The sequence below is a fragment of the Priestia sp. P1_B12_1 genome, from assembly GCF_056406695.1.
The window spans coordinates 12,706-25,197 of record NZ_JBFTZR010000010.1 but is presented as its reverse complement, the minus strand read 5'-3'; the positions used below and the strand labels follow the sequence as shown (position 1 = coordinate 25,197).

Annotated in this window: 14 protein-coding genes and 1 pseudogene; 8 read left to right on the top strand and 7 right to left on the bottom strand. The window is 33.4% G+C overall.

Annotated elements, in window-relative coordinates; genetic code table 11:
- The first annotated feature begins 5 nt into the window (after positions 1-5).
- Entirely contained in the window at positions 6-1,328 is a 1,323-nt protein-coding gene (locus AC1D0Y_RS23665; RefSeq protein WP_098433996.1) for a DUF1565 domain-containing protein, read from the top strand.
- Positions 1,329-1,630: 302 nt separating this feature from the next.
- Here AC1D0Y_RS23665 and recA read toward each other — a convergent pair whose 3' ends face one another.
- The 4 genes from recA to AC1D0Y_RS23645 all read right to left on the bottom strand — a co-directional run bounded on the left by recA (position 1,631) and on the right by AC1D0Y_RS23645 (position 5,272).
- On the bottom strand, positions 1,631-2,668 hold the full coding sequence (recA, locus tag AC1D0Y_RS23660) for a recombinase RecA (protein ID WP_043981848.1): 1,038 nt from the start codon (positions 2,666-2,668) through the stop codon (positions 1,631-1,633).
- 492 nt (positions 2,669-3,160) lie between these two features.
- The gene (gene arsC, locus AC1D0Y_RS23655) at positions 3,161-3,583 is read right to left on the bottom strand and encodes an arsenate reductase (thioredoxin) (RefSeq protein ID WP_477707954.1); all 423 of its coding nucleotides are present in this window, start codon (positions 3,581-3,583) and stop codon (positions 3,161-3,163) included.
- Positions 3,584-3,607: 24 nt separating this feature from the next.
- Positions 3,608-4,906 carry an arsenic transporter gene (locus tag AC1D0Y_RS23650; protein WP_102813327.1) on the bottom strand — a complete coding sequence of 433 codons (1,299 nt, stop codon included), beginning with the start codon at positions 4,904-4,906 and terminating at the stop codon, positions 3,608-3,610.
- Positions 4,907-4,924: 18 nt separating this feature from the next.
- A complete protein-coding gene (locus AC1D0Y_RS23645; RefSeq protein WP_028410070.1) occupies positions 4,925-5,272 on the bottom strand; it encodes an ArsR/SmtB family transcription factor in 348 nt (115 codons plus the stop codon).
- A 406-nt stretch (positions 5,273-5,678) separates the two neighbouring features.
- Here AC1D0Y_RS23645 and AC1D0Y_RS23640 point away from each other — a divergent pair, with 406 nt between their 5' ends.
- Both AC1D0Y_RS23640 and AC1D0Y_RS23635 read left to right on the top strand, forming a co-directional pair.
- Entirely contained in the window at positions 5,679-6,008 is a 330-nt protein-coding gene (locus AC1D0Y_RS23640; protein WP_060745064.1) for an ArsR/SmtB family transcription factor, read from the top strand.
- A gap of 50 nt (positions 6,009-6,058) precedes the next feature.
- A complete protein-coding gene (locus AC1D0Y_RS23635; protein WP_028410073.1) occupies positions 6,059-6,487 on the top strand; it encodes an ArsI/CadI family heavy metal resistance metalloenzyme in 429 nt (142 codons plus the stop codon).
- Between the two features lie 630 nt (positions 6,488-7,117).
- Here AC1D0Y_RS23635 and AC1D0Y_RS23630 read toward each other — a convergent pair.
- Positions 7,118-7,315: pseudogene (locus AC1D0Y_RS23630) on the bottom strand (MerR family transcriptional regulator); the annotation flags it as partial.
- Between the two features lie 879 nt (positions 7,316-8,194).
- On the opposite strand from AC1D0Y_RS23630, the gene AC1D0Y_RS23625 reads away from it, so the two are divergent.
- Positions 8,195-8,395: a cold-shock protein gene (locus AC1D0Y_RS23625; RefSeq protein ID WP_028414801.1), complete on the top strand. Its 201-nt coding sequence runs from the start codon at positions 8,195-8,197 to the stop codon at positions 8,393-8,395.
- A gap of 269 nt (positions 8,396-8,664) precedes the next feature.
- On the opposite strand, the gene AC1D0Y_RS23620 is transcribed toward AC1D0Y_RS23625, so the two are convergent.
- Positions 8,665-8,868: a cold-shock protein gene (locus AC1D0Y_RS23620; protein ID WP_016763693.1), complete on the bottom strand. Its 204-nt coding sequence runs from the start codon at positions 8,866-8,868 to the stop codon at positions 8,665-8,667.
- Positions 8,869-9,508: 640 nt separating this feature from the next.
- Here AC1D0Y_RS23620 and AC1D0Y_RS23615 point away from each other — a divergent pair.
- The 4 genes from AC1D0Y_RS23615 to AC1D0Y_RS23600 all read left to right on the top strand — a co-directional run bounded on the left by AC1D0Y_RS23615 (position 9,509) and on the right by AC1D0Y_RS23600 (position 11,401).
- Positions 9,509-10,363: a hypothetical protein gene (locus AC1D0Y_RS23615; protein WP_028410075.1), complete on the top strand. Its 855-nt coding sequence runs from the start codon at positions 9,509-9,511 to the stop codon at positions 10,361-10,363.
- 124 nt (positions 10,364-10,487) lie between these two features.
- On the top strand, positions 10,488-10,673 hold the full coding sequence (locus AC1D0Y_RS23610; protein ID WP_034276589.1) for a hypothetical protein: 186 nt from the start codon (positions 10,488-10,490) through the stop codon (positions 10,671-10,673).
- A 26-nt stretch (positions 10,674-10,699) separates the two neighbouring features.
- The gene (locus tag AC1D0Y_RS23605) at positions 10,700-10,888 is read left to right on the top strand and encodes a hypothetical protein (protein WP_013082641.1); all 189 of its coding nucleotides are present in this window, start codon (positions 10,700-10,702) and stop codon (positions 10,886-10,888) included.
- A gap of 180 nt (positions 10,889-11,068) precedes the next feature.
- The gene (locus AC1D0Y_RS23600) at positions 11,069-11,401 is read left to right on the top strand and encodes a hypothetical protein (protein WP_034276592.1); all 333 of its coding nucleotides are present in this window, start codon (positions 11,069-11,071) and stop codon (positions 11,399-11,401) included.
- Between the two features lie 192 nt (positions 11,402-11,593).
- Here the strand turns inward: AC1D0Y_RS23600 and AC1D0Y_RS23595 are convergent, their stop codons facing one another.
- Positions 11,594-12,319 carry a ZIP family metal transporter gene (locus tag AC1D0Y_RS23595; RefSeq protein WP_477707953.1) on the bottom strand — a complete coding sequence of 242 codons (726 nt, stop codon included), beginning with the start codon at positions 12,317-12,319 and terminating at the stop codon, positions 11,594-11,596.
- Between the last annotated feature and the right edge of the window lie 173 nt (positions 12,320-12,492).

Sequence of the window (12,492 nt, the reverse complement as noted above, 5' to 3'; positions counted from 1 at the left end):
ATCTTATGAAAAAAGCAGTTGGTATTCTTCTTATTTTACTATGCTGTATAAACCAAAGGGTTGAGGCAGCTAATCAACCTTCAGCAGCTCCTATAATACATCATGAAATTTATGTTTCTCCTACAGGGGATGACAAAAACCTGGGTACTAAAAGCAAACCTTTTAGAACATTAAGAAAGGCAAGTGAAGTAGCTCAGCCCGGAACTACCGTTTACATCAGAGGCGGTATCTACTATGAACAATTAATTATTAGCCGTTCAGGTACTAAACAAAAGCCTATTATCTTCAGGAACTATAAAAGTGAAAAGCCTCTTATTAGTGGAGAAAAAATAAAAAGCCGTTCTACAGATGGAGGGCTAGTTAGCATAAAAAATAAGAGCTACATAACAATTCAAGGTTTGAATATAGGTCATTCGTCTACTTCTAAGGAACAAAATACACCATGTGGTATTTTAGTAGAAGGAAGTGGAAAGAACCTTCGAATTATTAATAATCATATTTTCGATATTAAGACTGCACATAAAAATGGAAACGCTCATGGAATAGCTTTTTATGGATCCAAAGCGCCGCGTTCGTTAGAAAACATTGAAATATCGCGAAACCTACTTGAAAACCTGACCTTAGGTTTTAGTGAAGCACTAACTCTAAATGGAAATGTTAAAGATTTTATCGTCAATGCCAATACAATTCGAAACGTTGATAATATTGGGATTGACGTAATTGGCTTTGAAAAAGTAGCTCCTATTGAGAAATATGATCGAGCTCGTGAAGGACTCATTAGTGAAAACCATATTTACAACGTCAGCAGTTATTCAAATCCTGCTTACAAACATGAATACTCCGCTGGGGGAATCTACGTAGACGGAGGAAAAGATGTTATTATTGAGCATAACGTTTCAAGTCATAACGATCTAGGAATAGAAATCGCAAGTGAACACTATGGTAAACAAACTAGCAATGTTCAAGTTATACGGAATATGATTTATAAGAATCGTTTTACAGGAATTTCAATTGGAGGCTATGATAAAAAACGTGGAGGGACGATAAATACTCTTATTGAACATAATATTTTATATGGAAATGATACGATGAACATGGATGGTGGCCAATTACTGATGCAATATCATGCAACTCATAACGCTATTAACAATAATGTTATGGTTTCAGTAAAATCTAATTTGCTTCTGGCCAATCTTCATTACTCAAATAAATATAATCAACTTAATCATAATGTGTACCTAAATAAAAGTAGAGATAAAGCGAATCGATGGATATGGAAGGGGAAAGAAATAGAAAGTTCTACTATCGTATCACCTAGGCTTTTTTAATGAAAATTTCTTTTTGGAAGATATTCTTTATTTAGTTGCTCGCTGGGATTCTATTTAAGGCCGAAAAATTATTCACTTCACTATCTGCTGGTTATACTTTTTATTTCATTGAAACAAAGAGAAAGGTGCGTTCATTGTAAATATACAAATGGATTGCAAGAAGATTCATGCTGGTTCTCTATATGAGTAGTGTTTATTTAGGTGCAAATCAATAGCCTTGACATAAAAACACCCCCATCATTAGAGTTTTTTTATCTAATAATGGGGTGCAGTTCAAGCCGTGGGAAAGGTGTTTTATGCCTTTATTGATTTTCGTTTTCGCTATCGTTATCTATAACATTATCGTTATTAATATTATCACCATATTTGAAATCAATAATTCTTTTTCTAATTTCTTCTCTAATTTCAGGGTTTTCTTTTAAGAAAATCTTAGCGTTTTCTCGTCCCTGTCCTAAACGCTCCTCATTATATGAAAACCAAGATCCAGACTTTTGAACAATATCTACTTCAGAACCGATATCCAAGATTTCTCCTTCTCTTGATATACCTTCTCCATACATAATATCTACTTCAGCAATGCGGAAAGGAGGCGCCATTTTATTTTTGACTACTTTAATTCTTGTTTTGTTACCAACTATGTCATTTCCTAGTTTAAGTTGTTCAGCACGGCGAACCTCAAGACGAACGGAAGAATAGAATTTTAGTGCTCTTCCACCTGGCGTTGTTTCCGGATTTCCAAACATAACGCCTACTTTCTCCCTGATTTGGTTGATGAAGATGGCAATGGTTTTGGACTTATTGATTGCTCCAGATAGTTTACGAAGAGCTTGAGACATCAAACGAGCTTGTAGACCTACGTGAGAATCTCCCATTTCTCCTTCAATTTCTTTTTGGGGAACTAATGCAGCTACTGAGTCAACAACAATAATATCTACAGCGCCACTTCTAACTAATGCTTCAGCAATTTCAAGTGCCTGTTCACCAGTATCTGGTTGAGATAACAGTAACTCATCAATATCTACACCTAGTTTTCTTGCATAAACTGGATCAAGTGCGTGTTCAGCATCAATAAAGGCAGCTCGGCCTCCATTTTTTTGTACTTCTGCAATTGCGTGTAAGGAAACGGTTGTTTTACCTGAACTTTCGGGCCCGTAAACTTCCATAATTCTTCCTTTGGGATAACCATTAATTCCAAGAGCTATATCTAAAGCTAATGAGCCTGAACTAGATGCCTCAACTTTTGTATGTGTGCCTTCGCCCATTTTAATAATTGATCCTGTACCGAATTGTTTTTCAATTTGTTTTAGAGCCATATCTAGTGCTGCTTTTTTATCATTCATAATTTGAAACCTCCGATTGTTATTACGTTTACAATAAACGCCAAGGTATTTCGATAAAGAATAAGAGTTGGCTCAAATATTTTTGCTCCGTGCGAGAAAATTTTGTGTTTAACTGTCTTAGTTTGCTCTGGTATTCCTTTATTCATCTCTAAACCCTTAGTGTCGAACAAATGTTCCTGTTGTGTAATCATACAATAAACGCATCTAATTGTAAAGGCGAAAGTTTTTCTACAAACTAGCTAAAAGAATATCTTATATTTATAAAAAGTAAGTTTATACTTTAGCATTTACTTATCAAATGATAGAAATTAGGGGAAAGGTAGCTTTTTATATAAGTAGAATCGATTACCATCTACATTTTTAAATTTGGGTATATATGAATCTATAAATCTGGTTAGACTAATAAACGCATTCCGGATATTCCTAGTTACTATAAAACAGATTTCAGGAAGAAATAAAGCAGTCTATACAAATAGACTGCTTCTTGATTAATTATGTACCTGTTTCAGCAAAACGTTGAATACGTTCAGCAATTTCATCACGTACACGCTGGAAAAACGCCCATTTTTCTTCTTCTGTTCCTTCAGCTTTTGCTGGGTCATCAAATCCCCAGTGTTCACGTTTCACATGGGGAGGCGTTACTGGGCAGTGATCTGCTGCATGGCCACATAATGTAACGACCAAATCCGCATTATTTAAAATTTCAGGGTTAATGACATCAGATGTTTGGTTTGAGATATCAACACCAGCTTCTTTCATTGCTTTTACGGCGTTAGGATTTAATCCATGAGCTTCTAACCCTGCACTGCGTACATGCCATTCATCATTATTTAGATATTTTTTTGCCCATCCTTCAGCCATTTGGCTACGGCAAGAGTTACCTGTACATAAGAAATAAAGTGTTTTTTTAGACATGTGTAAAATCTCCTTTATGATGTGTTAAGAAATAATTGATAACCAAATATATAAACCAACAAGCGTAATAAACAATGTTGGGATGGTTAAGATAATACCTGTTTTAAAATAGGTTCCCCAAGAAATCTTAACTCCTTTTGTCGAAAGAACGTGGAGCCATAAGAGAGTGGCTAGAGAGCCAATAGGTGTAATTTTTGGTCCTAAGTCCGAACCAATGACGTTTGCATAAATCAAGGCCTCTTTAATTGTACCTGTTGCAGAAGTTGCATCAATGGCCAAAGCATCAATCATCACGGTTGGCATGTTGTTCATAATCGATGAAAGTATGGCTGCAATGAATCCCATGCCAATGGTTGCGGCAAACAATCCATGGTCAGCGGTTGCTTGGATGAGGCTTGCTAATACTTCAGTTAGCCCTACATTACGTAATCCATAGACAACAACATACATACCAATCGAAAAGAAAACAATCGCCCACGGAGCTCCTGCTAACACTTTTTTAGTGTGAACAGCGGGACTCTTTCTTGCTATTCCTAGGAATAAAACCGCAATAATACCTGCGATAATAGAAACAGGAATATCGAAAAACTCACCAATAAAGTAACCAAGGACTAAAATGAATAAAACGATTCCTGATAAACGGAACATTTTCTTATCTTTAATGGCTTCAACCGGTTTCTGTAAATCATCTAGATTGTATTTCTTAGGGATGCTTTTACGAAAGTACAAATATAAGACAACAATACTTGCCAAAAGTGAGAACAGATCTGGCACAATCATACGTGATGCAAATTCAGAAAAGCGAATACCAAAGAAATCAGCTGATACAATGTTGACCAAGTTACTTACTACAAGAGGTAACGATGTTGTATCTGCAATGAATCCACTAGCGATAATAAAAGGGAAGACCATTTTATCTTCAAATTTAAGTGCTCGTACCATGGCAAGTACAATAGGTGTTAGAATTAAGGCTGCTCCATCGTTTGCGAATAATGCTGCTACTACAGCTCCAAGGAGGGATACATAAACGAACATGCGAACGCCATTGCCTCCTGCAGTACGCGCCATATGTAAAGCTGCCCACTCGAAAAATCCAATTTCATCTAAAATTAAGGAAATAATAATAACTGCAATAAACGTTAATGTTGCATTCCATACAATTTGAGTTACATCCAGCACGTCATGGAAATCAACCACACCTGCTAAAAGAGCTAATACTGCGCCTCCACATGCTGACCAACCAATAGACAAGTTCTTTGGCTGCCAAATGACAAAAATCAATGTCACTAAGAAGATGAGGGAGGCTACTATAACTGATATCACTTTACAGACCTCCTATTATTAGCAACAATTAATACGTAAACCTTGCTTTTCTAGTTCTTTTAATCGTTCATCTTCGCTTGGTAAAGAATCGAGTATATCAAGGACAAACTGATAATAGCTGTTTTCTTTATTTAAGGAATAGAAGATCCAATGTCCTTTTCGTCTTTCACTTACGAGTTCGATAGCTCTTAACTTCCGCAAGTGTTGGCTAATAGCCGGTTGACTTGCTTTATAAATTTCAACTAGCTCACAAACACAGCACTCGTTATTTTGGAGCAGCTTCATCATTGACAATCTTGTCTTATCTCCAAGCAGCTTCAGTATCTGTACTGCTTTTTCCACTTCTACCTGCGCTTTTACATCCATTATGACTCGCCTCCTTATTTTCAAATATAATTATATAAGTATTTTATTATATATTCAACAGAAATATACACTTTAAAAATTAATCAAAAAAAGTTGATTAATTCCTTGATTTATCTAAATTTTCCAGATATGATGAATACATCAAAAAAATTGATTTATGAAAGTGAGGATGAAAGCAGTGAGAGTCAACAACTCTGGAAACTTATCTGTTACGTACTTTCGAGCCTATTTTCATTTAGTTATGAACACCCAAGGGATGGACCAGAAGGAAGCATAAAACTTAATCTTTCAGCGTTTTTTTCATCAAGATCCTATGGTAAGAGGGGAAACTACATATAGTAACTTTAAAAAAGCTGCCGAAAGCTTCGATCATTAAATCAAAAAAAGTTGATGAAGGAGAATGACAATGGAAACAGTTAAGGAAGGAAAGCACCCATTTAAACAGTACGAACAAAAATTTAAAGCACTTGCTGATCAAAAGAGATTAGAAATTATGTATGAGCTCTGCCAGCGAGGACAGACATGCGTATGTGATCTAACTGAATGCTTTGGAATGTCTCAATCTAAACTTTCCTATCATTTAAAGATTTTATTAGAAGCAAACCTTATCACAAAAGAAACGAAAGGGACATGGAGCTATTATGATTTAAATGATAAAGAGGTAAATCACCTGTTATCTGAGGAGCTTTGCTGCTTGTTTAGAAAAGATACAAGTAAAAGCGGCTCATGCTCGTAATTTACTACATTCAAAATAATATTGTTTATCATGCGGAGGAGGAAGTATAAATGAAATATGTTCATGTAGGAATTAATGTAACAAATCTAGAGGCGTCCATTGAATTTTATCAAAAGGTATTTGGCGTTCAACCTGTAAAAACGAAAGTAGATTACGCTAAATTCTTATTAGATGAGCCAGGATTAAATTTCACTTTAAACGTACGAGACGAAGTAAAGGGTAATCAAGTAAATCATTTCGGATTCCAAATAGAGACGCCTGAAGAAATCCATTCCCATAAATCACGATTAGAAAAAGAGGGCTTCTTTGCTCGTGAAGAGATGGATACGACTTGCTGCTATGCTGTGCAAGATAAGTTTTGGGTAACAGATCCGGACGGAAACGAATGGGAATTCTTTTATACGAAATCTGATAGTGAAGTTCACAAGAACAGCGATGGGCCAAATGAAAAGCTACCTGTAACTAATGCTTGTTGTTAATCATTAGTTAACATAAAACCATTTATCGGTAAAAATAAAAAGCAGACCTTTAATTAAAGATCTGCTTCTTTTCTTTAACAAAAACTAAATATGTTCCCACTAAAAACATGATGTCCAAGCCTATAAACATTAACCAGTACGTTAAAGGGAAACTATAGGAAACTTTCATAACTCCAGTATTTCTATCTAATATTCTAACAGTATAAGGAGTATATGCTGTCTTAATAGTTAAGTACGTTGATAAAGCTTGAGCAATAAGAACTATCCCTATTGCACATTTCATTATATTTCCTTCAGACTCATACATGTTTCTGTGTACAGTTTAACACAAAGGGGTTTACTTAATATGCTAGTTACCATAATCACTCTTTCAGGAACATATGAAAAAGAGAACCTTTATGGGAATAAGGGTTCTAACAGAGTCATTTTTATAAAATATAGACATGTTTATACGTCCCTTATGTATCAATGTTTCTCTCTAGGCTAAATAATAATGGAGTGCATAAAAGTCTTATCTTATATACATTTATAAAAAATCCGAATAAAAATAACCCAGTAAATATTGAATATAGAGATTGAGTAAGCATGAACAAAGACTAAAAGAACAAATCAAATTTACCTACTTTAAAATAAATCCTTACGCATTTCCCGTGTTCTAACACCATCTTCAATTTTTTCTGCAATGTCCATTAACCTTTCAATGTCGGAAAAGGAATACATTCGGGTACCTGAAGAGTTTCGTTTTGGAAAAATAAGCTCTCGCTCTTCATAATAACGAACTTGTCTTTCTGATAAACCTGTCATTTCAGTAACGATTTTTATAGTCATAACTTTCTCATCTAAATATGGATGATTTTTAGTCAAGATTATCCTCTCCTATTTCCATTCTTTATCAGTATATATGTTATTAACTTTTGGTTTGTATATAGAAATGAAGTTTATTAAAAATAGCACGTTATAACCACTTCTTGATGAAAGGCGTTTGTAGTTATTGAGAGTGACATTAGGTTAACTAATTTCAAAACAAGTGTTTCAAAATCAATAATAAGAAGAAAATAAGAGCTTCTAAATTGCTCAAATTTACGTCGAACTATTTATTTTATTATATGTAAAACCAAAGTTCATTCCCTCAGAGAGCGTTTCTCTGTATATTTGAAATATATTTTAATCTGATTACTAATAAAATATATGGATACGGTGCAACCTATATCATTCTAGTCATTTTCATTCCTATAAATAAAAAGACTTGCTTTAGATAGAAAGCAAGTTTAAAGAAGGATAATCACTTTGGTGATTCCATTATAATTCAATGATTATAGTGAATCATTAAAATATGGTTAAAAATAAATTAAAAGTAAATTAATTCATTAAAAGTATTAATTAACCTTTTATTTAAGTTTCGTTAAAGCAATTTTATTAATTCCAATAAAGTTTTTAACTTTATTACTTTAGTGGTTGAATAAAGTTAAAAATTAGGAGTCCTTAAAAGTATATTTTTTCGAATGGGATAGCTTTTTAGTGAAGAATGGAAAAAAGCAATTATTTGCTATCAATATCTCTATGTGTTACACTATGTTTAACTTGTTTTTGTTCGGTATAAGATTGAGAGAAGAAAAAACCTTAAACAGAAGTTTTTATCTTGAAATAGTATGATTGGGCAAGAGAGGTAATACATTTGTGGAATATTCCACAGCAGGAGGCAACATTATGACACAAGGTACAGTAAAATGGTTTAATGCAGACAAAGGTTTCGGTTTCATTGAAATCGAAGGCGGAGAAGATGTATTCGTTCATTTCAGTGCTATTCAAGGTGAAGGTTTCAAATCATTAGAAGAAGGTCAAAAAGTTACTTTTGATATCGAGCAAGGTCAACGTGGAGCACAAGCTGCTAACGTTCACAAAGCATAATTAAAAGTGATAACAAAAAGGACTCCTTATGAAGGAGTCTTTTTTTATGGTCTTATAATTAGAAAACCATGATTTATCTACTATTAGTTCAATAGAAAACCCAGGCTTTAAAAAAAGCCTGGGTTTTAGACAAGACGATCGATACAAGGTATAACTAGTTATAACATACAATAGAAATAGAAAGCAAATGCAAATAAATTAATTATATTTTCAATTAAATTAAATAATTTATTAGTAATTTTTAATCTATGCGATAGCATTGGTACAAATTATCTTCGATGGGGATTAAGGGGGATTTTATTAATAAGCCGTTCTCCAGCTTCCATGTGATTTCCACACAAAGGGCATTTTTGGTGGTTGTCGTAAGAGAAATCTTTTCTCATCCAGCCCTTACAATCTTCTACTGTACATTCCCAAACCTCTGTTTGTTCTTGAGCTAAAGGTTCTTGATTTCTTTTGCCGTAATAATACATACTAACATCACTACTCCTCATATTACATTATAGCTTATAAAGGAGTAATAATCATTTATATCAATTAGTGTTTCTTACCATTTTATTTTCATGGAATAATGCACGGAATTTTTGATATGAGAATTTCTAAACACTTGGTAATAATGTTCATATCTTCTTCTTTTGCTTTTTAATTGTACCACTTACTGTAGTAGTACATCCCTAAACTAAGCCGCCAACGTAATGAGGGTTAGTTTAAAGATTAGTTTAATGGTGGAATCATTTCGCTTATCACCGGTAATCAAATGGTTATTTATAGGGACTTTCCAGAAGTTTCATGACTTGTTGGAGACTTGTATTTCGATTTATTATAAATAATAAAACTTAATTTTACCTCAAATCAAAATATATTGTCAATGAAAAATTTGTAATATTTTCAAAAAATGTTATAATAGTTTTACAATTGTTTTTTCGATCGTATTTCGAATTCCGCTGTGTTTTTTTCAGATAGAATTATGGATACATTTTTTCAATACCCTTTTTAAAATTGAAAAAAAACTCAAACAGTTGTGTGAGCTTTAAAGGTAAGTTAGTTGAATAAAATTATTAATTTACTATCTAATAGTAACCGAGTTTTTATTCTACAAGGAGGCCTAGAATAATGAATCTAATCAATAAGAAAGTTACACACAAGCTTTTTGGGATAGGCAGTATAGTTAAATGTAATGATTCTAGTATTGAAATACATTTCGCATCGGAAAATAAAAAGTTTGTTTTCCCCGATGTATTTGGAAAGCATCTAAAACTGCATGATAAAAGTGTTGCTCATTCACTCGAAAAAATTATAGAAAAAAAGGAAATGGAACACAACGAGGAAGAACGGAAGAAGGAAGAGGAAAAAAAGCTACAACGAAAAAACCAGGAACTTCGCTGGGGACTTGAAAAACTTATGAAAAATCATAAACTTCATTCTGAATCACAAATGGTTTTTTGGTGTGACACAGAAGAACAGAATAGTTCTTTTTTAGAGTGGAAGGTTTTTTCGGGTGTAATAAAAAGCGGTAATAACAAGGGGAAGCCAACCAAACCCATCCGTTTGCACCAAAATAGTGCTGTCTTGTTAACAGCAATAGATTCCAGTATGCCTGAAAAAGACAGACGTATCTTAGGCGTCTATATGGTGAATGAAGATTTTATCGGTAAGCTTTGTGAAGATGGATATATTCCTGCTCATTCAAAATACAGACTCCAGCTCACAGAACAGGAATCGGATCAGATGCCTTTCTGGAAATATTATGTAAATGAAAGAACGTCCCAAAAAATGACATGGAATACAGGCAAATACCGTTATTTTGATAATTTATGGATGGCTCAAATTTTGCTTGATATAGCTGAGTTAAAAAGTGACGCAAAGGAAAGAGAGCTGGCACAACAATTTTTTGAACATTTTTGTAAAATGAATCTGATAACAGCTGAGGAGTTACCAAAGCCTAATGGCGCATTGATGCGTATGTAAACGTTATCCCAAAGATAATAGGAATGATTAAGGACTGACACATTTTTCTCACCCATCATTAATAGCGAACGCTCCTTAGCTCTGTTCGCTATTAAAAAGGCAAGAACAGAACATAGGAGAGAAGATGGAAGATGAAGGATATAACGTGAAAATATTTAGTAATGGAAAAACAGTAACTATAAGAGTATCGAATGAATTAGTAACAACCTTAAAAAGTCATTATGTAAAAAACATGAAAAGATACTCTTATACGGTTACTAAATATCCAAGTATTTTTTTCTTTGAAGAAGAATTGATGAAACAAGAATGATAAGTAGATAATGAGGAGATACACCTATGCTTAAATTTAAAGTTATTTTCGAATTTATAAATGGCAGAACAAAGGAATTAAAATTCGAAGCCGCATCAAAGAAAGAAGTCATTAGTCATATAACAAAATATGAAAGATTCATTTCGAATGAAAAAGAGTTAGTGCACATCAATTTAAATAACGTGGTACAGTTTATGATTACAGAAGAAAAATAATAATAAAAACTAGGCATCTATTAATTGAGGTGCTTTTTATTTTAATAAATAGACTGATTTAAATTTAAATGACATTTCTGAGAGTAGTAATAAAATTGAGCGGTTAATTTTGATATATAATCAGATTAGCATTAGGCTTATAGCTAAATGGAAATATGACCCTAAGGAGATATCACAATAATGCAAGACCTAAAAAATAATAAACCGACAGCAGCTTGGCAACAAAGAATGGAAGATGATGAAATTTTCACTGCAGAGAATATTAAAGCCACTGATGAAATCCTTGAGACCTATATGAATAGACTTAAAGGTTCTGTAGATAAAATGTCAGAACAAGATATCTTAGAATATGTAAAAGAGGTAGTTATAGGATTAAACGAATTAAATGAACAATTTGACTATTTCATTGAAACGTTAGAAAGAGAAGAACTTTGCGAGTTTATCATTAAAGCTGCAAATGCAGCTGGCTTAGAAACTGAAGAGGATATCACAGAAGAGTGGAGAGAGTGGTAACATACAAATGCTTACATATAGGAGAATGAAATATGGATTCTAAGCAGTTATTTCTAGTTACCATAATCATGACCCTAGGAAGTAATGTAAAAGAAGAACATTGTGTGAAATGTTCTTCTTTTATAAATGATCAGAGTGAGGTATAGCTGCATACATTTGCAGGTGTCTTTTTGACACTTAAATTTAATCGTTCTAATGGCCGTGAAATAAGGAAAGAGAATATTGATAAACATAAATAATTACGAATCCTAGCGAAATTAATAGCCATACATGCAATTTCCTGAAGTGCTTGATGGTATTTCCAATTATTTCATGAAAGATAACAAAAGACAGTGTACCGATTGCTGCGCCAGTCGATAAAGCTTGTAGTTTAAGTGAGGAAACTTGTACACTTTCACCAATGAATAAACTGCCTCCTAAAGACAGCGACAGAATGGCTACAATTAGTAAAAAGAAGATGTTAGGTATTTTTGCTATAGAAAGGACTGTCATAATTGCCATCCCCTCTGGGACCTGATGTAAAAGGGTAGCTGCGAATACAGAAGCTGATTGGTGCATATCTGTTATTCCAAATGTAATACCTGTGATGACATTATGAAAAAAGATAGCAACCGTTAATAAGATAAGCGCCTGTAAGGGTGAAATTTCGCTGTTTTGTTTATGCAAAAAGAGGTCAACGCATAGCATGATGATATATCCGGCTACAATTCCTAATAAAACGCCTCTTAAATCATATAGATGCCAAGTAGACGGAAGGATATCAAAGAACAATAAGCCCAATAAGATTCCACCGCATATAGCATACATAAATTGGATTCTTCCCCTTGCCAAATGGTTTACTAATTTGAGAAGTCCTCCTCCTACTAATAAACCCAGTAAAGAACCTAAAGTAAATAAGATATTCATTTCTATATGCATAATTGCTACTTCCTTTCCGCTACATGTTTTTTTACAACTAACCTATTCAAAGGAAGGGCAATCATACCTATGTTTTATAAATGGTTAAAAAAATAAAAGTACATGATATTAACTTGGGAGTGATTTTTAGGTAAATCACTAATAAAAAAGGACATACTAACGTTATCTAAAAA